19 protein-coding genes are annotated in these 21,451 nt (G+C 65.6%); 12 read left to right on the top strand and 7 right to left on the bottom strand.

All coding sequences use genetic code 11. The features are described from left to right. Positions 1-32: 32 nt before the first annotated feature. From ON37_RS29645 to ON37_RS29620, 6 genes are all read left to right on the top strand, one after another. On the top strand, positions 33-2,375 hold the full coding sequence (locus ON37_RS29645; RefSeq protein ID WP_083893389.1) for a sensor histidine kinase: 2,343 nt from the start codon (positions 33-35) through the stop codon (positions 2,373-2,375). Then, the gene (locus tag ON37_RS29640; RefSeq protein ID WP_051032293.1) at positions 2,368-2,808 is read left to right on the top strand and encodes a roadblock/LC7 domain-containing protein; all 441 of its coding nucleotides are present in this window, start codon (positions 2,368-2,370) and stop codon (positions 2,806-2,808) included. Before ON37_RS29645 ends, ON37_RS29640 begins: the two co-directional genes overlap by 8 nt. Next, entirely contained in the window at positions 2,805-3,176 is a 372-nt protein-coding gene (locus ON37_RS29635) for a DUF742 domain-containing protein (RefSeq protein ID WP_040724194.1), read from the top strand. The genes ON37_RS29640 and ON37_RS29635 overlap by 4 nt, the downstream gene beginning before the upstream one ends. 31 nt (positions 3,177-3,207) lie before the next feature. Then, complete coding sequence (locus ON37_RS29630) at positions 3,208-3,753, top strand: GTP-binding protein (protein WP_040724193.1); 546 nt, start codon at positions 3,208-3,210, stop codon at positions 3,751-3,753. 37 nt (positions 3,754-3,790) lie between these two features. Beyond that, the gene (locus tag ON37_RS29625) at positions 3,791-4,525 is read left to right on the top strand and encodes a histidine phosphatase family protein (protein ID WP_083893388.1); all 735 of its coding nucleotides are present in this window, start codon (positions 3,791-3,793) and stop codon (positions 4,523-4,525) included. A 263-nt stretch (positions 4,526-4,788) separates the two neighbouring features. Then, on the top strand, positions 4,789-5,379 hold the full coding sequence (locus ON37_RS29620) for a MarR family winged helix-turn-helix transcriptional regulator (protein WP_051032292.1): 591 nt from the start codon (positions 4,789-4,791) through the stop codon (positions 5,377-5,379). 792 nt (positions 5,380-6,171) lie between these two features. Here ON37_RS29620 and ON37_RS29615 read toward each other — a convergent pair. The 5 genes from ON37_RS29615 to ON37_RS29595 form a co-directional block, all read right to left on the bottom strand. After that, positions 6,172-6,690: a hypothetical protein gene (locus tag ON37_RS29615; RefSeq protein WP_157171706.1), complete on the bottom strand. Its 519-nt coding sequence runs from the start codon at positions 6,688-6,690 to the stop codon at positions 6,172-6,174. A gap of 247 nt (positions 6,691-6,937) precedes the next feature. Further along, entirely contained in the window at positions 6,938-7,717 is a 780-nt protein-coding gene (locus tag ON37_RS32240; protein ID WP_157171705.1) for a tyrosine-protein phosphatase, read from the bottom strand. A gap of 748 nt (positions 7,718-8,465) precedes the next feature. Next, positions 8,466-9,236 (bottom strand): hypothetical protein, encoded by a 771-nt coding sequence (locus ON37_RS29605; RefSeq protein ID WP_157171704.1) that lies wholly within the window; start codon positions 9,234-9,236, stop codon positions 8,466-8,468. Positions 9,237-9,393: 157 nt separating this feature from the next. Beyond that, positions 9,394-9,624, bottom strand: a complete 231-nt coding sequence (locus tag ON37_RS29600; protein WP_157171703.1) for a hypothetical protein — start codon at positions 9,622-9,624, stop codon at positions 9,394-9,396. A gap of 183 nt (positions 9,625-9,807) precedes the next feature. Further along, a complete protein-coding gene (locus ON37_RS29595; protein WP_040724187.1) occupies positions 9,808-10,077 on the bottom strand; it encodes a DUF3761 domain-containing protein in 270 nt (89 codons plus the stop codon). A gap of 362 nt (positions 10,078-10,439) precedes the next feature. Between ON37_RS29595 and ON37_RS29590 the strand changes: the two genes are divergently transcribed. Continuing rightward, positions 10,440-10,772: a histone-like nucleoid-structuring protein Lsr2 gene (locus tag ON37_RS29590; RefSeq protein ID WP_040724247.1), complete on the top strand. Its 333-nt coding sequence runs from the start codon at positions 10,440-10,442 to the stop codon at positions 10,770-10,772. Positions 10,773-11,342: 570 nt separating this feature from the next. Here the strand turns inward: ON37_RS29590 and ON37_RS29585 are convergent. Beyond that, positions 11,343-12,383: a hypothetical protein gene (locus ON37_RS29585; RefSeq protein ID WP_157171702.1), complete on the bottom strand. Its 1,041-nt coding sequence runs from the start codon at positions 12,381-12,383 to the stop codon at positions 11,343-11,345. Here ON37_RS29585 and ON37_RS32235 point away from each other — a divergent pair. Continuing rightward, the gene (locus tag ON37_RS32235) at positions 12,382-12,840 is read left to right on the top strand and encodes an alpha/beta fold hydrolase (RefSeq protein ID WP_083893386.1); all 459 of its coding nucleotides are present in this window, start codon (positions 12,382-12,384) and stop codon (positions 12,838-12,840) included. The two genes, ON37_RS29585 and ON37_RS32235, sit on opposite strands and share 2 nt — an antisense overlap. Here ON37_RS32235 and ON37_RS29575 read toward each other — a convergent pair. Beyond that, positions 12,758-13,942, bottom strand: a complete 1,185-nt coding sequence (locus tag ON37_RS29575) for an acyl-CoA dehydrogenase family protein (RefSeq protein WP_040724184.1) — start codon at positions 13,940-13,942, stop codon at positions 12,758-12,760. The genes ON37_RS32235 and ON37_RS29575 overlap by 83 nt on opposite strands. Positions 13,943-14,126: 184 nt before the next feature. Here ON37_RS29575 and ON37_RS29570 point away from each other — a divergent pair, with 184 nt between their 5' ends. The 4 genes from ON37_RS29570 to ON37_RS29555 all read left to right on the top strand — a co-directional run bounded on the left by ON37_RS29570 (position 14,127) and on the right by ON37_RS29555 (position 21,284). Next, entirely contained in the window at positions 14,127-14,879 is a 753-nt protein-coding gene (locus ON37_RS29570; RefSeq protein ID WP_040724183.1) for an SDR family oxidoreductase, read from the top strand. Positions 14,880-15,200: 321 nt separating this feature from the next. After that, entirely contained in the window at positions 15,201-16,184 is a 984-nt protein-coding gene (locus ON37_RS29565) for an alpha/beta hydrolase (RefSeq protein ID WP_040724182.1), read from the top strand. Positions 16,185-16,494: 310 nt separating this feature from the next. Next, positions 16,495-17,259, top strand: coding sequence for an amino acid hydroxylase (locus ON37_RS29560; RefSeq protein ID WP_040724181.1), 765 nt, complete (start codon positions 16,495-16,497; stop codon positions 17,257-17,259). A gap of 71 nt (positions 17,260-17,330) precedes the next feature. After that, complete coding sequence (locus ON37_RS29555; RefSeq protein WP_245553568.1) at positions 17,331-21,284, top strand: non-ribosomal peptide synthetase; 3,954 nt, start codon at positions 17,331-17,333, stop codon at positions 21,282-21,284. Positions 21,285-21,451 lie beyond the last annotated feature (167 nt).

The raw sequence follows: 21,451 nt of genomic DNA, 5'->3' as shown, positions 1-21,451 counted from the left end.
CGGGAAAGCGGTGTCGACCGGGGTGTGAGCACATGATCAGGGCGGCTGTGCAGAGGTTTGCCCGCAGCCGGTTCCGACCGCGCGGGATCCGCGCCCGGGTATTGGCCATCGCCCTCGTTCCGTGCGTAGCGTTGGTGGTCACCGGCGGTGTTACCGTCACGCGCCTCGCCGTGGACGCCCACGCGGCGAAGAAGTGGTCGGAGTATCTGGGCCGCCAGATGGACCTGGCAGTGCACCTGACCAACGCCGCGCAGAACGAACGCGCGGCCAGCCTGCTGGCGTTGGCCGGCGATCGCGGCGCGGCGGCAGATCTGGCCGGACGGCGGGCAGACACCGACCGCGTGTTCTCCGAGCTGGGTCTGGTCGCTCGCGAAATGAACACCCTCAACCCCGACGCGGTGTCGAAGTCGACGCCAGCCTTCACCGCAGTCGCCACCCAACTGCCCCAAGTCCGCGCCTCCGTCGACACCGGGCGAACCGATATCGCAGCGGTCGACGACTACTTCACCACTATCACCGGCATCGTGGTGCTCGGTCTGCAGGGGTCGGCGCGGCACACGCCCGACGCAGTCGCGGCGGCCGAGCAGATGACTGCGGCGAATCTGGTCCAGGTGGCAGATCTGCATTCACGAGCGGTGGCGACAACTGTTTCGGCGCTGGCCGCCGGCTCCCCGAGTGCCGCCGATCGACATCGTGTCGGCCAGTTCACCGGCGCGTACCGCCAGCTGCTCGAAGGTCTGATCACGAGCCTTACCGACGACGGCCGAGCCGCATACCGCACCCTCACCGACAGCCCGCAATGGCGCACCGCGGTCACCGGCGAGGACCAGTTCGCCAACGACGGCACACTGCAGGTCCCCGAACACGAGTGGCGCGACGCAGAAGCCGCCGTGAACTCGCAACTGATCACGCTCTTTCACGACCACGGTCGTTACGCCACGCAACTTGCGGTAGACGCTGCTTCCCGCCTGCTCACGCAGACTCTTCTGAGCACGGCGGTCATATCCGTCGTCGCGGCGATCGCCTTCGCCTGCGCGCTGGTACTGGCCAACCGGCTCATTCGGCGGCTCGACTCGCTGCGATCGCGAAGTCTGGAACTTGCGAACGAGCAATTGCCCTCGATCCTGCGCCGGATCCACGGGGGTGAAGAGGTCGATCTGGACCACGAAACTACGGTCCTGGATGCGGGCGACGATGAAATCGCCTCGGTCGCATACGCATTCGGCGTCGCACAGCGAGCCGCCGTCGATGCCGCGGCAGCGGAAGCCCGCACCCGGGACGGCTTCAACAAGGTGTTCCTCGATATCGCGCACCGCAGTCAGACGGTAGTCCGCAGACAGTTGGACATCCTCGATCTCGCGGAAAGCAAGCAGGACGACCCGGAACATCTCGAATTGCTCTTCCGCTTGGACCATCTCGCGACACGCGCCCGACGAAATGCCGAGAATCTCCTGATCCTCGGCGGCGCACAACCCGGCCGACGTTGGCACGACCCCGTCCCGCTGGAAGACATCGTTCGTAGCGCGGTGTCGGAGACCGAAGATTTCGCACGTGTCACCGCCGCCCGTCTGCCGGCGGTCCATGTCCTCGGCGGCGCTGTCGCGGACCTGATTCACCTTCTCGCAGAACTGATCGACAACGCGGCGACATTCTCGCCGCCGCAATCGCTGGTCACCGTCCGCGGGAGCACCGTCGGCAACGGTGTCGCGATCGAGGTCGAGGACCAGGGCCTCGGAATCCGCGCCGACGAGCGGGACCGCTTGAACGAGCTGTTGCGCAATCCCCCTGAATTTCAGGAGATGGCATTGGCCGGGCGCCGGCATCTCGGTTTGTTCGTGGTCGGCCGGCTCGCCGCGCGCCACAACATCATGGTCACTCTGCACGAATCGGCATACGGCGGGACGACCGCGGTCGCCCTGATCCGCTCCGAACTCCTGCAAGGCGTACCCGATGAGGAAATGCCGATCTCGCCACCGCGAGTCGCCGTCGCGCCCCCACCCGTTTCCCGAGTCGAAGCGCATCACACTGCCGGCGAACTCGAGAGTGCCCCACCGGCCTTCGCCCCCGCCGTCGAGGTCCCTCGGCGAAGCGAAAGAGAACACGGCGAGGCGTCAGCGCACTCCCTCGACGTGAGCTCGGCCCGCGTGCCCCTTCCAGGTCGTCCCCCATTGCCGCGCCGCCGCCGGCAGGCCCACCTGGCCCCTCAGCTGAGGCTGGACGAGCAGGCCGCATCCCCGTCGAATCGCACCACCGACCGCCGACGCGACGCGGCAACGGTGAGAGGCGCGATGGCCTCCTTCCAGCAGGGCACACGACAGGCACGACATACGACATCCGCCCAGCCGCAGAGGATTCGGAGGATCGACAATGAATGACAAAACCGCGCTGCAGTCCGCCAAACCCGCGCTCGACTGGCTCCTCGACGCCCTCCTCGACCGACTACCGGGAGCTGAACACGCGCTCGTGCTCTCGGCTGACGGTCTCGCGATGGCAACCTCCCGCGGTCTCGCAACCGAAAGCGCGGAACATCTCGCGGCAATGGCCTCGGCGCTGCACAGCTTGGGCCGGGGCGTCGGCGCGCGCTTCGACAAGGGCAGCCTCCAACAGACCGTGATCGAGCTGGAGGGCGGCTACCTCGTCGTCACCGAAGCCGGCTTCGGAGCCTGCCTGGCCCTTCTGGCATCGATCGACGCCGACCTCGGAATGGTCGCCTACGAACTCAACGTCATGGTCGGGCAAGTGCACGATCACATGTCCGCTGACGCGCGTTCGTTCCCCGGCGTCACGACACCGACCTATCCGCGGTGAATGGCGACGATGCGTGGTCGGTAGACCACGATCCGGGGCCGTTGGTGAGGGCATTCGCGGTGACCCGCGGCCGAGCGGGCAGAAATGTGCACGGACTGGACATGCTGACGCTCGTAATCGCCGTCCGGTCGGAGACCGATCTGCCGGCCCCCGACCGCGAATACGCCGAGATCGTGCGATTGTGCCAAGGCAAACCACTGTCCATCGCTGAAATAGCCGCATATCTCCAACTGCTGCTGGCGGTGGTGAAAGTACTCGTCAGTGATCTGATCACCTCCGGCCACGTCATAGTCAGGACACCGCCACCGCGCGGAATGGCCGATCCCCTTCTCCTCCAGGCGGTGCTCGACGGTGTTCGCAAACTCTGAAAGCCACGACCTCTTCGGCGCACTCGAGACCATGAAGGTTTTGGTCGCCGGCGGCTTCGCGGTCGGGAAGACGACATTCGTCGGCTCGGTGAGCGAAATCGCACCTCTGCGCACCGAAGAGCAATTATCGGCATTGGGCACGAGTATCGATGACCTCACCGGCGTGGCATCGAAGACCACGACTACCGTCGCTCTGGACTTCGGCCGTATCACGATCGACAACCGAGCAGTGCTCTACTTGTTCGGAACCCCAGGTCAGGACCGATTCTGGTTCATGTGGCAGGAGTTGTCGGTCGGCGCGATCGGCGCGATCGTGGTGGTCGACACCCGCCGGATCGAAGACAGCTTCGCAGCCGTCGATTTCTTCGAATCCCGGTCGATACCCTTCATCGTCGCTGTCAACTGCTTCGACAACGCCGACATCTACTTCGACGACGAAGTACGTACCGCGTTGGACCTACCCGACGGCCTTCCGATCGTCATGTGCGACGCACGCGATCGCGCCTCGAGCAAACAAGTCCTCATCTGTCTGCTCGAATATCTGCTCGCCCAGTCTCACAGCCCCCAATACAGCTGACGAGCCCGTCGTCCTCAACCGCCAACGAGGTGTCACCATGCAGTTGTCAACATTTGTCCGCACGGCGTCCATGGCTCTCGTCGCTACGGTATTGACCGCGTGCACCGCATCCTCTCAGGATTCGACGACGCATTCGCCAACGCTTCCGGGCGACGACCACACCATAACGATTACCTTCGTCCGCCACGGTGAATCAGCTGGGAACGCCTCAGGTCTGATAGATACGTCCACGCCCGGGCCGGACCTCACGGACCTAGGCCGACAGCAAGCCCGAGCGGCCGCGGATACGTACGCCGGTCAGGGCATCGACGGCGTTTTCGCCTCGACCATGGTCCGTACCCAGCAGACCGCCGAATACATCTCACAGTCGGTGCACAAGCCGGTACGAGTACTCGCCGGCCTCAGAGAAATCGAGGCCGGGCAATATGAACACCAACCGGAAGCGACCGCGCAGCGCACCTACTTCCAAGCACCGATCGCATGGCTGGATGGTCGCAGATATATGCGAATTCCCGGTTCCATCGACGGTGACGAGTTCGACCGCCGCTTCGACGACGCGATCCAACAGATTTACGACAGCGGAGACCGCCGCCCCATCGCCGTCGCACATGGTGGATCGATCATGATCTGGACACTCATGAACGTGAAGAACCCCCAGGACGACCTTTTGAAAACACACCCTTTGGGCAATACCGGCCATATCAGCGTCACCGGCAACCCCCGCGACGGGTGGGAGTTGCTGGATTGGGACGGGGTCGCCGTACCGCACTGACGGGGATACCGGCCCACCCTCACTATCGTGCCCGGATGGGTTGGTCCGCGCCACAACAGTTCCCGCGCGTCCTCGGCTTCTTACCGACCGTGCAGATCGTCTGTACGCCCGCGCCGGTGCCGACGCGGCGACTCCGAGCCGACGGAATCAGGCGGACTCGACACGCCTGTGTTCAGCAGACGACATGGGCGACCGCTAGACTATTCACTTTACGAATACCGACAACGCAGGCGCTCGATCGCCCACCGAACTTAGGGACTCTCATGGCCACTGCGCAGCAGAGCAAGACTGCAACGCCCGACACCACCGATCCCGTAAGTTGGGCCCATCACTACTGGCAGGAACAGGGCTTGGAGGGCGACGAGCAGCGATTCCTCGCCCTCTCCTCGCTGCTGCGCTATCAGCGTCTGGTAATCGACCCGGTCGAGGCGCAACTACGCAAACAACGTCTCAACCTGACCGACTATCTCCTGCTGATGACACTTCAGCTGAGCGACAACGGCACACGGCTGATCAGTAATCTCGCACGGAGCCTGATGATCCATGCCACCACGGCGACGCTGGCGACCGACCGACTCCAGAAGCGTCGACTGATCAGCCGGAAACCACACCCCACCGACCGGCGAGCCACCTGCGTCACCATCACCCCGACCGGCCGCAAACTTGTCCTGAAGGCCAACAACAGCTTGACGGAGATCGGCTTCGGGTTGGGCAACGCCACCTCCGAGGATGTGAGCCGTTTGCTGGAGCTCCTTGCCGACTTGCGCGCCTCCGCCGGCGACATTCCGCCTGCGCCGCAGAACGGCAAGCAGCGCGCCCGGAGCAAATCGAGCGCCGACGGCGAATCCGCCTGATTCGCCTCGCCGCATGCCCACCCTCCTCGGCCGGACGCTTCCTACCTCGTCGCGCATATCGGGAAAGCCGATTCGATCTCAGTGAAGCTGCCGTTCGGCACGAGCATCCGGAACAATCCTGCCCGCATCCACCAGTGCCTCGAACGCCCCACGCTTGTGCACACACGAGTCCAATCCGCACGAGCGATGTAGCTGCATTACTCGGTGCGCCGCATCGATATCACGAAGCTCGACGTACGCCTCGTGGCCGAGACCGGGAAGATCGAGCCTGCCCGGTCCAACTCCACCAGGAATAGTCGGACCGGACGCAGCCGATACGGCGGCGGTGCGGCCTACTCGTATGCCGGCTCGAAGCCACGATACGAAAAGGGCTACCACCGAGATGTCTGCACCGATAGCCAGCGCCAGGAACAACAGATTCCCCATGGTCAAGACCGCCTCCACGTGCCGCGCAACGATGCGGTGACACAACGACTTCCAGGAAATTCTCCCATGAGCAAGCCCTCCGAGAAATTACTCTATCACTCGATAGTATATCGATAGACTATTTCTTGTCGAGCGCCCCCTCGACGTGAACCCACGGCAAACCTGGCGAGTAGGTAGACAGGCCAGCTTCAGTCGCCCGACCTGCGGGCATCAGCCGCGGGACCCGCGGTGGCAGAAAGCGTCGAATCAAGCACAGCGGCGGGCCGGCCGATCACAATCCGAGCCCGCCATCCGCCCCCGCAACCGGTTTCGTGACCCACATTCGAAGTGGAACCCGTTCAGAAGCAACAGGTCCCAACACCATCGCTACCTGGCAGGTACGTCAGGAAACGCCGCATCGCGCCCCGCAGCGCCGATCCCCTTTGCCTCGACCGGGCTCGCGGCAACGAATATCGCAAACGCAGTGCCCAAACTCAGCGCGATCGTGCAAATCGCACCGATGTAGGACCAGAACAGTGGCGCACCCATCGTCAGAGCAACAAATGTGGGCCAGCCGGCCCACATTTCCCAAGCTCCGAACGCGCATGGGACCACTGGTATCGCCAGCAGGCTCGCACGTATTCCGAAGCGTTCCACCGCGATAGCCAGAAGCACGCCGGAGAAGACACCGCCGAGGTTGGTGAAGAGCCACCACAATGGGAATCCGCCGCTGTAGAACTGGAAAGGCTGGTTGCCATAGTAATCGTAGAGCTTCAGGGCGGTAACCGGGATCTCGATGATCAAGTTGGAGACGACGACCACGACGGCCACCGTCAGCACCACCTGATGGGTGCCGGCCGGTGCCGTGACGTCAGGTGGTGAGGGGTATCCGCCTGCCAACATCATCGTTCACTCCTCCCTGTCCCGCAACGACGAGTTCGCCAGCCTCGTTCCGACGCACCGTTACGCCACTCGATGGAGGCTACTGCGCCGCTGGGAGATTTATCTATGAATCGACTATTTTGCTATCACCTACTGTAGGTTACGCATAGAAACTGCTCTACCCCAGGCTTTTAGGCAGGACAGCTGCCGCCGACAGCTTCACAGAAAGGCCGCGTTCCGCGTCAGCTACCGGGACAGCGACCGAAGAGTCCTACTGTTCGCACACCAGACGAGAACGCAGGATTTGCCGCTCACTCTCCGTCAACCCGAGCCCGTCCTCGAGGTAACCGTCCATATCGCCGTACAGTCTCTCGACTTCGGCGAACGCGGTATCGAGGTACGCCATGTCGCAGCGAAAGGCGGGTTCATAGGCCGGAGCACGAGCGGCGCCGACGTTCTCGAGTATCGAATCCAGCGTCGCCTTGCGGCTGTTGACCGCATACTCGTCAGTAAGGAGATAGTCGGCGGTCACCGCTTGCGGGTCGACGCCCGCGATGTAATGGATCAGAACCGTGGCCCAACCGGTGCGATCCTTACCCGCTGAGCAATGGAACAGTTGCGGCCCCTCGATCGAGGCGATACCGCTCAGAAGATCGGAGAATCCGCGGCGGCACTGCGGATCGCTCACGAAGGTGCGGTAATTCTCGATCATCGCAGCGTATGTCTGGTCCGCATCGGACAGGGCCGCAACCTCTTCCTGAGGAATTCCCGGCACCGGATGGTGGTACCACGGAGCACCGGCCACCGACGTGTCGGGATGGCTGGCGATCTCGTGGTCCTCTCTGAGATCGTGGATCGCCGTAAGTTCCAAGCTTTCGAGGACAACGAGATCCTCCGGTGAGACCTCGATCCGATTGGAACGGTAGAGGACACCGCGACGAACTCGCCCGTTATCAGTGGGGTAGCCGGCGCCTGCCCCCGCGACGTCCCGCAGATTGTCGAGAGTCGCAAGCCTGGGCAGCGTAGGGATCGCTGCGGGTTGCGTTGTCATCGACCGTCCCGCCGACCAGCAGACTTTCGGACAAACATAGGTGTTCTCCCTCCAATTGGACGGCCCCGCGACCCCGGCGCGGTACGGGTGCATGAATGGCGGCCGCTTTCGTCATCACCGGCAACCTCAATGTCGTCCGGAGTAGACCCGGCGCACAGCCCGGGACCAGAGTAACATATCTTACTATATACTATTGACCACTAGATCTTTCGCCTAACCTCTTCCAGCGCAAGGGTATACCTGGGCACACCCGGCCCGTGTGATCACGTAACGTATGGCCGTTCACATTTCACCGTTCGTTCAGGGACAACTGCGCGAGGGACAGTGCGTGACCCGCTCCCCGACGGCTGATGGCGGACCTACCTGGATGCCTACGGCCTCGACGAATCCACGCACGGTCAATGCCGGTATGCATGAATTGCATGTGAGGCGAGAACGAACTCCGGCGCCGTCACTTGCGATCCACCGCAGGGATAGTTGCCATCCCTCGCTTGTGATCCGCTATCGGAGATGGACAGCAACAGTGGTCCGGCGGCTACGACCTGGCCACCTACAGCCGCGTCCGAGACCAGACCGGATCGCTCACAGCGTCGCCGCTGACGACGACACTGACCACGATCTCTGACAACCGCTCGAATCGACAGGCCGAATCGGTCTGTCGAACGTCTCGTATTGCCCCCGCCTGCGCACTGACCGGACGAACCGACACAGGCTCCTGAGGTCGGCGTGCTGATCGGACCCTGGGTGTTCAAGCTACGGCGCCTGCGTTCCGCAATGCGGCGTCGATCTCGAGCGAGCGCGCGTTTCCCAAAGCTGTCGCCGCACGAGGTTCGCAGAAGCTGAGATGGACACCACCAGGGTCCTCACCAGCGTTGGGATCGGCACCAGCATCGAGTTGTTCGACGACAGCGGCGAGATCGTTCTCGTGAATCGCGCGCAACAGCCTGGCCGTGGAGGCCTGGACCGGCTCCGCCGGCAGACCTGTCGGGTACTCCACGTTGGCTTGTGCGGTCAGGTCGTACCAGTCCCCGCCATAGCTCATCGCGGCCGGTAGCCCCGGCAGACTCGGATCGGCGTATCCGTAGGCGACCGGCGGCCGTCCCGGCAGACGAAAGTAGTCGAGGCCGTGGAACTTATCCCACGCGTGCAGTAACTGCCCCGGCCGCAACGGCGCCCACGGTATGTCGTCCCACCGCCGTGGATCGAGAACTTCCCGCAACCGCAGGAACTGGTAGTACTCGGTGTCGTAAACATAGAGGTTCAGAAGGTGCAGGTGGCCGGTATCGGCAAGCGCCACCACCATCCCACCGAAGACAATCACCACCGTGTCCGGAGCAATCGATCCCTGCCTGTGGTGGCGGCACGTACCACCCCAGGTGTCGCCCGGGTACACCACCGCCTCGCCCGGGAACACCACCGCATACCAATCCGAGAAACACCACTCGCCATCGCTGTCTGTTTCGACTTCACCGATGAGAGTCCGGCCCCACTCCTCGGGGAAACCTTCATTCACCCTCACGGAGGCAACCGTAGTATCGGGCCCCTCCATAGATCGCAGAGGAAGGTCCCCCCTCATGGCACCTGGCCGCGGATCGATAACGTACGCAGGTAGACAACCCTCTGGGTGCACGTCTGAAAGGCGTTGCTGGACAAGAGTTGTCCAGCAACGCTTTCGGCTATCCAGCGTACGGCGGCATCGGCTGCGGTCGTGGCGGCTTCATCGCCTCAGCTATCCAGCCGATCGCCATCATCGCGAAGAACGCCAGATATGGGGCCTCGAACGTCCAACCCATCAGCGTGCGAGCTGTCGACGGATTGTGTGCGCCGGCCTGGACGATGAGCCACGTTCCGAGTAGATACGGCCATTCGACGAGCCAGAGCACGGCGGCCAGTGCGAGGCAGCCCACGAACAGTAATCCGAGCGCGGGCAAGCAGCCGCCGGCCGATGATGACGACGATCGCCGTCCGCGACCGCGTCGGTGACCACCCCAGCCGCTACCAGCAGACAACGGACCGACACCAACGCCGAAACCTCGCGTTGACACCCCCATCCGGACGCCCATCACGCGCCCGCCGATGCCCAGTCGCATCTATCGACGACCGTGGCCGCCGCCACCGTGATGGACGTGCCCCTGGTTCTTCTGCTCACCGCCGTGATGCGAGCACGTGCCCGGTCCGGTGCTCGGGCTCACGGTGCCGTCGCCGCACAGCGTGCCGCCACCATCGCTTGCTCCGTCAGCGGAACCGCTTCCGGCGGAACCGGAATCGATATACGACGGCGTGGCACTGGCGGTTCCGTAGAGTGCGCCGGTCGCAGCCACCGCGACGGCGGCAGTGCCGATCAGGTTGCGGAGTTTCACAGATGAGTCCTTTCGGATTGAGTGAACAGGGAGTGTTTCGGCGGGCAGTGGCCGCCGTTACGCGCGCTCGGCGTGTTGGCTTCGTGTCGGCGCGCCGCGGCAAGCGCACCAGGCGCCCGTCGACGAGTGGTTCCCTCAGCCGTCCGGCGACACCCTGGGGCGCTCGATCGAATTCCGGACCGCCAACTAGCCGGTCCCAGCTGCTTCGAGCCAGCGGCCACCCGCGCGTGAAAGCCGGTGGGCAATCTGGCCACGTCGCCCCCACGAGGCAAGGAAGTAGCCGACGTCCACGTAGACAGGAGGGATCCTGCTGCGTTGGTTAGTTTCGCAACGTGTTTCGCCAAAGTATGGAGGACCGCCGCGTGGCGAAGAAGGTCATCCTCGAGCTGATCGACGACTTCGACGGCAAATCGAAAGCCGAAGAGACGGTCTCGTTCAGCCTCGACGGCGTCGAGTACGAGATCGATCTCTCGAACAAGAACGCACGCAAACTCCGCAGCGCGTTCGAGCAGTGGACCGACCCCGCCCGCAAGGTCGGCCGAATTCCCCGGCAAGGCGAAGACGACTACGCGGGCCACGGCCGACCAGCAGAAGACGGGCGCAATTCGCGAATGGGCGAAAACAACGGCTACAACGTCTCCAGCCGCGGACGAATCCAAGCCGACATCATCGAGGCATACAACAAGGCAAGCTAGGCCGGGCTCGGCACGGCACCACCGGCATGCCTCGCGAACACCCCCTCCTCTACCCGCTCGGTGATGTTGGTGTGCACATGCCTTACGCCGGCGGCGACCTTCGAAGAGCGCGGTCTGGCAGACCACGGAATGCCAAGCACCGCCGGACTCGCACAAACCCGGCGTGCCATCACGTCGAGCCATGAAGAGAACGGATTTGCCAGTCGATTGCTGGTCAGGAATTTTGTCGGCGTGTCGCAATTCGACACGCCGACCAGCCTGCCTCCAGAGGTGAGCCGATCGCCCTCGTACCCCGTAGGGGTATCGACGCCGTCCCGTCATCCTCTCGTGTCTCAATGGGACGCGATGAGAATTGCCAGGTCAGGACGGGGAAGACCCCGCGGAGATTTCGGGCGATGTTGGGCACGAAACCGCCTCTCACCAGGCGTTTTGTCGACTCTCGCCGAGCATGAAGCTGATCATCGGGCGGAGTTTGTAGCCCTGTCTTCGCATCCGGTCAGCGGGTTCCGGCAGCGCGAGCGGCCGGCAGCTCAGGCCAGTTGGTCACCGGGTCGAATCCTTTCGACCGCTCTAGAATCCGGCCCGGCCGACCAATGTGGCGGCGTCGTGCTCGTTGTTGACAGTATTCACCACGATGAAAAGTCCGGTCCGCAGATCGAGGCACCGAAGGCTGTTGGCCAACTCCGGCGGATCGGATTGCCCGCCCAACCCTTCGAACACCGCGAATACTGCGAACACCGCGCCGTCGTCGCGCACCACGCGGTCGCTCGGCGATTGCTGCACTCGATAGCGGTAAGACGCGGGACTCGACACGATTGCCGCGTGGACGATATGGCCCAGTGACGGCACGGCGACCAGGCCCCTTATCAACGGACTGTCCGACGGCAGATAACAGGTGGCACTGCTGGTGACGAAACTTTCCCGATCCATGCTGCCCGGCGACCGGCATTGCGAGCGTGCACGAAGCGCCGCGGGCATGGCGCGCCGCAGGTCGGCGACATCGGGACCGTTCACCTTGCCGGTGGCGGTTACGGACCCGCGGAGCGACGTCGGGGTGGAATGCGAGTCACCCAGGTGAATAGCCACCGCGGCCACCGCTACCGCCAACGCCGCGCAGACAACCCCCGCGGCGCCGGCGATCATCACGCGATACGCGCCGCGCCGCGACCCGGTCGCACGCACCGGGGATGCCGGCGCGCCCATATCCGGCGCGGTAACCGGTGGCGGCCCCGATGCCGGAGTGGTGGCCACAGCGAGCTTTTTGCGACCGGACCGCCGGAACGCCACCTCGACGAGCACCCCGGCGAACAGACTCACCGTCATCACGGTGAGGCCGATGGTGAGCGTGTCGCCCGCGTGTTCCTTGTTTCCATGCTGCCGGTCGATCTTCTCCTCGTAGGTATAGGAGTCGACCGTGGATCCGCCACGAAGGACATCACATCTGTCGCCGGCGGACATGATCTTGCCGTCACAGGTCGGGGCCGCGTCCGGGTCCGAGACCATGCTCGTCGCACCCACGACCGTCGCCGCGCCGCCGACGAGCAGTGCGATGAACGCGGCTCCGAGGAGCAGCTTCACAACCACCGGACGTGGTTTCCTCGGCTGAGTCATGGCCCGAAGGCTAGCCGCCGGCGAACTGTTCTGCGACCGTGGGAATCACCGGTCCGGAAACGGCGGGACGAAATCATCGGCCGCTGGCAACGTGCCGACCTTCGCGCAGCGCTTCCGAACGCTCGTGCTCGGGTTCCCCGGATTCGGGGTCAGCGACGACTTCGGTGCGGCACATCCGATGATGTCGGCGCAGCAGGCGGTCACCGCGTTCCTGGACGGCCTCGGACTCGAGACCGTCCGGATCATCGGGAACTCGATGGGCGTATTCGTGGCAACGGAATTCGCACTCGCCGCGCCGGAGCACGTCGAGCGGCGGGTGACCATCGGCGGGATCGGCACCACCATCTTCGGTCCGCTCGTATTCCGTCGCGCGGTCAGATCATCACCCGCAGGGGCCCCGGCGGCACCTCCACGCCCAGCGAGGCCATGGCGGACGCGTGATAGGTCGTGCTGCTGACGTGGATGGCGTGGTGCAGTCCGGCGTGCGCGTCGCGCCAGAACCGTTGCAGCGCATTGTCCATCCGCAGCGCATTACCGCCCGCGCGGTCGAAGATGTCGTCGGCGGCGCGCACCGCTCGCCATGCGGACCGGATCTGATCCCGGCGCACGCGGGCACGTGTTTCGAAATCGATCTCCTTGCCCGCGTCGACCAAATCCCAGATCCGGTCCACGTTGGCCAGCAACTGCTGCCGCGCGGCGTCGATCTCGGACGCGGATTCCCCGAGCGCGTGCAGGACGTAGGGGTCGTCCTTGACCAGAGTTCCGGTGGCGCCCACGCGGTTTCGCTGATAGTCGATGCCGGCGGCGAGGACGCCCTCACAGATGCCGATCGTCGCCGAGGTGATGCCGAGCGGGAACATGGTCGACCACGGCATCTTGTAGAGGGTTTCAGTGACGCCGTATTCCGCGGCCGCGGTTCCGTCGATGACCTTGCCCTGGTCCATCACCCGGTAATCGGGGATGAACGCGGCATTCACGACGATGTCCTTACTGCCGGTCCCGCGCAGCCCGACCACATCCCAGGAATCTGCCACGATCTCGTAGTCCGAGCGCGGCAGGATCACATGCAGTGGCCGCGGCGGCATCACCGGCTTGCCGTCCGCGTCGCCCACCAAGGCGCCCAGAAAGATCCAGTCACAGTGATCGGTGCCGGAGGAGAACTGCCAGCGGCCGCTCATGACATAGCCGCCGTCGACGGGGACCGCCACGCCGCCCGGCATATAGGGCGATGCCATCCAGGTGTCGGTGTCCTCGCCGAGCACCTCTTCCTGCACTCGGGGGTCGGCGAAGGCGAGCTGCCACGGGTGGACGCCGACGATGCCCGCCACCCAGCCCGCGGAACCGTAGAGGCTCGCGGTCTTCATCACCGTCTCGGCGAATTCTCGCGGATGCGCCTCATAGCCGTCGTATTTCTTGCGCTGCAGCATCCGGATGACGCCGGCGTCCTTCAGCCCCTTGGCCATGTCGTCGGGCAGCCGGCCCAACGAGTCACCCTCGTCGGCGCCGGTGCGGATCTCCTCGGCGATGGTGTCGATATTGCCGATCACTGTGTTGGACATACAACTCAGCTTGGCCGCTCGGGACTCGTTTGTGACGTGGGTCTCCTACTCATCGGAACACGCGCCACACGGATCGACAACCAATTCTTGTCGAAGCGTCAGATTTTGCTGTTTCACATTTGTTGTACCCGCTCCTACCGTCGGTGTGGCAAGCGAACACCAGCGACGCGAAAGGGCTCTCTCCATGACGGGCAAACTGGCAGGAAAGTCGGCGATCGTCGCCGCAGGAGCGAAGAACCTGGGCGGACTGATCAGCACCACCCTCGCCACCGCCGGCGCCAACGTGCTGGTCCACTACAACAGCGCGAGCAGCGAGACCGACGCCGACAAGACCGTGGCGGCGGTGCGGGCGGCCGGCGCCGAGGCGGTCGCGTTCCAGGCGGACCTGACCGTCCCCGCCAACGTCACCCGGATGTTCGATACGGGCATCGAGGCGTTCGGATCGGTGGACATCGCGGTGAACACCGTCGGCAAGGTGCTGCGCAAGCCGATCGTGGAAACAACCGAATCCGAATACGATTCGATGTTCGACATCAATGCCAAGGCCGCGTACTTCTTCCTCCAGGAGGCGGGCAAGCGCCTCGCCGACGGCGGCCGGATCGTCACCGTCGTAACCTCCCTGCTGGCGGCCTTCACCGACGGTTACTCCACCTACGCCGGAGCGAAGTCGCCGGTCGAGCACTTCACCCGCGCCGCCGCGAAGGAATTCGCCACCCGCGGCATTTCGGTCAACAACGTGGCGCCCGGCCCGATGGACACCCCGTTCTTCTACCCGCAGGAAACCCCCGAGCGGGTGGAATTCCACAAGTCGCAAGCCATGGGCGGGCGGCTGACGGAAATCGAGGACATTGCTCCGCTGGTGGAATTCCTCGTCACCGACGGCGGCTGGATCACCGGCCAGACCATCTTCGCCAATGGCGGCTACACCACCCGGTGACGGCAGCGCCGACCCACGGTGGTCGAAACCGGCCCCGGATCCGCCCTCATCGCCGATTTCCGCAACGACACCTGGCGGAACGAGGCGGACCCGGTGGAGCTTCACGGTCGATTCCGGCGGCCGAATTTCCCACATCGACACCGGCCAAGCCTGATCCCGTCGCCGAGGCCGGCCGCACCGGCCGACCGTTCACGGCCGCCGAGCCCGACGACTCGGCGGCCGACGCCTGTTCGGCAATGTGGCGGCAAATCCAGAATTGCCCTCGACCTTGTAGTAGCTTGACTGACTACCGTTGCTGGTCTGAGAAGATCGGAGTGGTCGATGCCGAACCTGTCCGGGAGAGGTGCGCGGTGGCTGGCCGCGGTGGTCGTCTCGCTCCTTTCGGCGACGGCCGTGGGCGCCGCTACCGCCGCGGCCGATCCGGTCGCACCGGTGGCCGCGCAGGTCGGCCTGAACGTGTATTCCCCGGCGATGGACCGGTTCGTCCCGGTGCGTGTGTTGCGGCCCGCGGACACCTCCTCACCCCGGCCCACGCTGTATCTGCTCGACGGTGTCGAGGGTGGGGAAACCGGGTCCGGGTGGCTCGATCGCACGGATGCGGCAGCCTTCTTCGCCGACAAGAACGTGAATGTCGTGCTGGTGCTGGCAGGTCGCGCGAGCTACTACACGGACTGGGAGCGCGACGATCCGGCCTTGGGCCGCAATAAATGGGCAACCTTCCTGACCAGGGAGCTGCCGCCGGTCATCGATGCGACGTTCGGCACGACCGGACGCAATGCGATCGCCGGATTGTCGATGTCGGCGCTGTCGGTGTTGAGCCTGGCCGTGCGTGCGCCCGGGGTGTACCGGGCCGTGGGCTCCTACAGCGGATGTGCGCAGACCAGCGACCCGGTGGCGCAGGCGTACGTGGCGATGATGGTGGCGCGCTACGGGGCGAACCCGGTCAACATGTGGGGTCCGCCGGCGGATCCGGAGTGGGCCGCCAATGATCCGACCCTGCACGCGGACAGCTTGCGTGGCACGCAGGTCTACGTGTCCACGGGAACCGGCCTGCCCGGCCCGCACGAGACGATGGCCGATCGCGATGTCGCCGGCAATCCGGTCGCGCTGGCCGATCGGATCGTCATCGGCGGCGGGTTCGAGTCGGTGGTGAACGGGTGCACGGCTCGACTCGCGACGGCGTTGCAGGCCGCCGGGGTGCCGGCACAGGTCGTCTTCCGGCCGACCGGAACCCACGCGTGGGGATATTGGCAAGACGCGCTGCACGATTCGTGGCCGATGTTCGCGGCCGCGCTCGGCGCCTGACCCTCGACGCAGGACGTATGGATATTTCGCCCCGAAAACCACCTGCCGGACAGCGAATCCCGAGCTCGCCGGAGATCCGGTTCCGTACATTTCGGACACTTCCGCGTAGCGTCGGCTTTTCGGTGAATCGTCCGTCGAATATGTTGCGAGAAAACAGCTTCGATGCCACCCTCGCCGACCCTGCGACGTTGTTTGCAGAAATTCGGCGAGGGTACTCGCGCACACAGAGCGGATCCACTGTCAGCGCCGGCCGATTCCGAGTGGTGATGACCTGCATGACCTAGGCAATTCGAGGAGAGGATAGATAGCGATGACGGTTGGTCTCGACCTTCGGTCCGAGCGTGAGCGCGTCGCCCGCGCCTGCCGCCCTGGGCAGCCGGTGCCCGAATTCGCCTACAGCAGTGCCGAAAACGCCCTCTGGTCGCGGGTGTTCGCGACGCTTCGCAGCATGCACGAGCAGCTCGCTTGCGCCGACTACCGCCACGCCGCTCGCCTCGTCCGGCTTCCCGCCGACCGGGTTCCGCAATTGGGCGAGGTCTCCCGCACGCTCGTCTCGCTGACCGGTTTCCGGCTCGCACCGGCCATCGGAAGCCAACCCGGCCGGCTGTTCTACGGCCCGATGGCCGACGGCATCCTGCACGCCACCCCGGATGTGCGGCCGGTGACGGAGCAGGCGTTCTCGCCGGATCCCGACGTCATCCACGAACTGGTCGGACATGCCGTGATCCTCGCCGATCCGGAATTCGCAGAACTGTATCGCTGTTTCGGACGGGCCGCCAACGAGGCCACCGCCGACGAGGCGAGGATGGCGATCGCACGGCTGTTCTGGTTCACCCTCGAGGTCGGCGTGGTCGCCGAGCAGGGCCGGCCCCGCGCGTACGGCGCCGCGATCCTGTCCTCGGTGACCGAGATGGAATCCTTCGTGACGGCGGATCTGCGGGAGTTCCGGATAGCGGACATCCTCGCCAGCGATATCGACGACAGTATTTGCCAGCCGGTCCTTTTCGTCGCCGATTCGATCGGCCGGATGATGACGGAAGTAAAGAACTTTCTTCGGACGCGGATCGGCTCGTGACGCCGCCGGACCGCACCGTCGAGGCGATCGAATTCGCCGACCTCGTCGCCGTCGAGAAGTGAGGAATTGCGGTGGTAGACCTGTCGACTATCGAACGTCGCACCGACGTTTCGATTCCGCCCGCGGACTTCTTCGAATTGTCGGTGGCGCAGTCCGAACTGTGGCTGGCGCAGCAATTGCATCCGACGGTTCCGTTCGCCATCTCCCAGTACACCGATGTGCAGGGCGATCTCGATCTGGGCCTGCTCCAGCAGTGCGCCCGCCGGGCCGCACGCGAATTGCAGTCGCCCCATGTGCGATTCGCCGTTGTCGGCGGCCGGCCGCGGCAATACCTCGACCCCGATATCGACACCGGATTCGAGTGCGTCGACCTGAGTGATCAGCCCGACCCCGAGCGCGCCGCCGACGAGTGGATGAGCCGCGACCATCACGGAGGCATCGACCTGACCGGAGCCGACGTCACGCGAACGGTGCTGTTCACCCTCGGCCCGCGCCGCTATCGCTGCTACGCGCGCAGCCACCACATCGCCGTCGACGGTTTCGGCGCAGCTCAGGTCTTGCAGCGGACGGCCGAATTGCATTCCGCCGCAATCGAAGACCGGCCCGCGGCCCCGTGCCGGGCGGTGCCGCTGGCCGAGATCGTGGCGGCCGAGCAGCGGTATCGGTCGTCGGCGCGGTTCGCCGCCGACCGCGAGTACTGGGGCGAGCAGCTCGCCGGCCTCGACCATGTGACGCGGCTCAGCGAGCGATACGCGGCGCCGTCGGCGCGGCCCCATGTCGCGCACGCGACCGTCGACGAGCAGGTGATGGCACGGCTCGATGCCGTCGCCCGCCGCTACGGCACCGGGATGGCCGAGGTACTGGTCGCGGCGGTCACCGCCTTTCTGGCGCAGATGACCGGCGACCGGGATGTCACGGTGTCGCTACCCGTCGCCGGCCGCACCACCGGGGCGCTGCGCCGGTCGGCGGGGATGGTGTCGAACGTGGTGCCGTTGCGGACGCGGGGGGTGGCCGAAAGCACGGTCGGTGATCTGGTGCGACAGGTCCGGTTGAATATGATCGGCGCACTGCGCCACCAGCTGTACCGGCACGAGGACCTGCTTCGCGACCACGGGGTCGGGCAGGCCGGCCGCCACGGCTACGGGCCGCTGATCAACGTCCTCAGCCTGCCCGACGGCATCGACTTCGGCGCGGTTCGCGGCCGCACCCAACTGTTGTCGGCCGGTCCCGTGGAGGATCTGGCGATCAGCTGCTACCGATTCGGCGACGAGCCGTTCGTCGTCGACTTCCATGCCAATCCGGAGCTGTACCGGGCAGACGAAGTGGCGGGGTACCACCGGCAGTTCCTGGACTGCCTGTCCCGCTTCCTGTGGGCCGGCGATGCGGAACCGGTGTTCGCGGCCGTCGCCGGGGCCCACCCGATCGCCGCGCCACAGCCGCGGCAGCGCCAGCGGTTGCTGCCGGAGCTGCTCGCGGGCGGAATCGGTGCCGGCGATCGGGTCGCGCTGAGCGGGCCGGACCGATCGGTGACCTACCGCGAACTCGACGAAACCACCGCGCAGTGGGCGCGGGAGCTGATCGCGCACGGTGCCGGGCCGGAAGTCGTTGTCGCGGTGGCATTGTCCCGGTCCGTGGAATCGGTGATGGCGCTGTGGGCGGTCGCCCGGTCCGGCGCGGTGTTCTTCCCGGTCAATCCCGCCGATCCGCCGGCGCGAGTGTCGAAGCTGATCGCCGATTCCGGGGCGGCGCTGGGGATCACCCTCGCCCGATGGCGCACTCCCCTGGCGAATACGACGCTCGACTGGTTGCTGCTCGACAGCGACGAATTCAGCCGCGCCGCAGCAGCACGGCCGACCACCGAGGTGACCGATGCGGACCGGATACGACCGCTGCGGGCCGCCCATCCGGCCTACCTGATCTACACCTCCGGCTCGACCGGCGAGCCCAAGGGGGTGCTCAGCACTCACGAAGCGCTGGCGACGCTGGCCGACGATCTGCGTACCCGGAACCGCATCAGCAGCGAGTCCGTCGTGCTGCAAGCACATTCCCCGTTCTGCGATGCGTCGATGCTCGAGTACCTCTCGGCGTTCCCGCCGGGGGCGAGGTTGGTTGCCCTCGCACCGGATATCGTTGCAGGCCGGCGACTTTCGCAGGTGATGCAGGAAGAATCCGTCACCCACCTGGTGGTCACCCCGGCCATTCTGGCCACGCTCGACCCCGACCGCCTGCCGGCACTGCAAACGGTCACCGTCGGCGGCGACAAATGCCCGCCCACCCTGGCCGAACGCTGGGCGGGCCGGCTCCCGATGTTCAACTCCTACGGGCCCACCGAGGCCACCGTCGTGGTGACCCAAACCGAGCCCCTCGACCCTAACTCGCCGATCACGATCGGCCGGGGGCTGCCCGGCGTGCAGACTCTCGTCCTGGACACGCGGCTGCGGCCGGCCGCGCGGGGCGCCCGCGGCGAACTGTATCTCGCCGGCGATGCCCTGGCGCGTGGCTATCTGGGTCGCCCCGGCATCACCGCGCAGAGTTTCGTGGCGAACCCTTACGGGCCACGGGGAACGCGGATGTATCGCACCGGCGATGTGGTGCGCGAGCTGCCCGACGGGACGCTCGAATATCTCGGCCGGGGCGATGTCCAGATCTCGCTGCGTGGACAGCGCATCGAACCGTCCGAGGTCGAGCGCGCGCTGGCCGCCGACGACGCGGTCGATCAGGCCGTGGTGCGGATGTGGACATCGGAGGACCTCGGTGATCGGTTGATCGGCTATGTCGTTCCCGCCGCGGCACATCGGGAGCACTTCGATCGCTTCGCCGTCCTGGCGCGGTTACGGACGGTGCTGCCGCCGGCGATGATTCCGGCGGTATTGGTGCCGCTGGCCGAGATACCGATCAATCCGAGCAGCGGCAAGACCGATCGATCCGCCCTGCCGGATCCCCGGACGCTGGCGCGCCCGGCCTACCGTGCTCCGGCTTCCCCGCTCGAGCGGACCGTAGCGGAGACCGTCGCCGAAGTCACCGGGCAGACGCGGGTCGGCTTGGACGACAATTTCTTCGAGCTCGGCGGCAACTCGCTGCTGGGAGTCGAACTGTGTCAACGGTTGTCGGAGCGGACCGGCGCCACCGTGACGATCCCGATGCTGTTCACGCCCACCGTGCAGACCTTGGCCGCCGCCGTCGAGTCCGCTGCCGCCGGAACCGATGACAGTGCGATAGCGGGCAGTGCGGCCCTGCAGACCGTCCTCCCGCTGCGCGGCCACGGGTCCGGAATACCGTTGATCTGCGTGCATTCCGCGGTCCCGCTGTCATGGTGCTACGCGGGTCTGCTGCATCATGTCACCGACCGGCCCGTGTACGGGCTGCAGTCGCCCGCCCTCGCCGCGGAAGCATGGCGATCCCGCACCGTCGAGGAACTCGCCGAGTCGTATCTGGACGAACTTCTGCGAGTACGCCCGGAAGGGCCGTACCACCTGCTGGGTTGGTCGCTCGGAGGACAGCTCGCGCACGCGCTCGCCGTCGCGCTGCGCGCCCGCGGGCACAGCGTGGGTCTGCTCGTCATGCTCGACAGCGTGGTCTTCGCCGAGGGGGCGCCCGAACCGCAACCACCGACCGTCCGCGATCTGGTGACCCATCTCCAGGGCAACGAGTCGGCCACACCCGACACGCGTCCGTTGACCCTCGACGAAGCGGTCGCCCTGCTCGCCGAGAGCACCGGGCCCGGCCGTGGCCTGACGCGGCACCAGCTGGAGCGGTTGCATCAGGGCTATGTCGAGTGTGTCGCCCTGTCCGCCCGCTACCGCCCGGCCGGGTACGACGGCGATCTGCTGTATTTTTCGGCGCGACAGGGCATCACCGGCGACCTGACCGCCGAGATGTGGCGCCCCTACTGTTCCGGACACATCACCGAATACGGCGTCGAGGTCAGCCACGCCCAGATGACCAACCCCGAGGCACTCGCGGTCATCGGGCCGCTCCTGGATGCCGAGCTGAAGCGGCGGACCACGGAAGGAACGATCGGGTGAGCAGGAATTCCGCCGCCTTCGCGGCAGCCACGGTCTCGGTCGCCTCGTCGATGCTGCTGACCACCCGCCGGCCGCGCGTCTTCGGGCTGCCGCTACCCCGCCCGGCGCTGGCCGCCGTGGCGGCCACCGCACTCGCGGTGGCCGCCAACGAATGTGCCGGCAAGCCC

Origin of the sequence: Nocardia veterana NBRC 100344 (genome assembly GCF_000308855.1) — a bacterium.
Taxonomy (GTDB): domain Bacteria; phylum Actinomycetota; class Actinomycetes; order Mycobacteriales; family Mycobacteriaceae; genus Nocardia; species Nocardia veterana.
This window is presented reverse-complemented; position numbering and strand designations above follow the sequence as displayed.

What these genes read in the sequence shown, in the direction of transcription:
- ON37_RS29645 (WP_083893389.1), top strand. Translation starts at nt 33, where the DNA reads ATGATCAGGGCGGCTGTGCAGAGGTTTGCCCGCAGCCGGTTCCGACCG.
- ON37_RS29640 (WP_051032293.1), top strand. Translation starts at nt 2,368, where the DNA reads ATGAATGACAAAACCGCGCTGCAGTCCGCCAAACCCGCGCTCGACTGG.
- ON37_RS29630 (WP_040724193.1), top strand. Translation starts at nt 3,208, where the DNA reads ATGAAGGTTTTGGTCGCCGGCGGCTTCGCGGTCGGGAAGACGACATTC.
- ON37_RS29625 (WP_083893388.1), top strand. Translation starts at nt 3,791, where the DNA reads ATGCAGTTGTCAACATTTGTCCGCACGGCGTCCATGGCTCTCGTCGCT.
- ON37_RS29620 (WP_051032292.1), top strand. Translation starts at nt 4,789, where the DNA reads ATGGCCACTGCGCAGCAGAGCAAGACTGCAACGCCCGACACCACCGAT.
- ON37_RS29615 (WP_157171706.1), bottom strand. Translation starts at nt 6,690, where the DNA reads ATGATGTTGGCAGGCGGATACCCCTCACCACCTGACGTCACGGCACCG.
- ON37_RS32240 (WP_157171705.1), bottom strand. Translation starts at nt 7,717, where the DNA reads ATGACAACGCAACCCGCAGCGATCCCTACGCTGCCCAGGCTTGCGACT.
- ON37_RS32235 (WP_083893386.1), top strand. Translation starts at nt 12,382, where the DNA reads ATGGCCCGAAGGCTAGCCGCCGGCGAACTGTTCTGCGACCGTGGGAAT.
- ON37_RS29585 (WP_157171702.1), bottom strand. Translation starts at nt 12,383, where the DNA reads ATGACTCAGCCGAGGAAACCACGTCCGGTGGTTGTGAAGCTGCTCCTC.
- ON37_RS29575 (WP_040724184.1), bottom strand. Translation starts at nt 13,942, where the DNA reads ATGTCCAACACAGTGATCGGCAATATCGACACCATCGCCGAGGAGATC.
- ON37_RS29570 (WP_040724183.1), top strand. Translation starts at nt 14,127, where the DNA reads ATGACGGGCAAACTGGCAGGAAAGTCGGCGATCGTCGCCGCAGGAGCG.
- ON37_RS29565 (WP_040724182.1), top strand. Translation starts at nt 15,201, where the DNA reads ATGCCGAACCTGTCCGGGAGAGGTGCGCGGTGGCTGGCCGCGGTGGTC.
- ON37_RS29560 (WP_040724181.1), top strand. Translation starts at nt 16,495, where the DNA reads ATGACGGTTGGTCTCGACCTTCGGTCCGAGCGTGAGCGCGTCGCCCGC.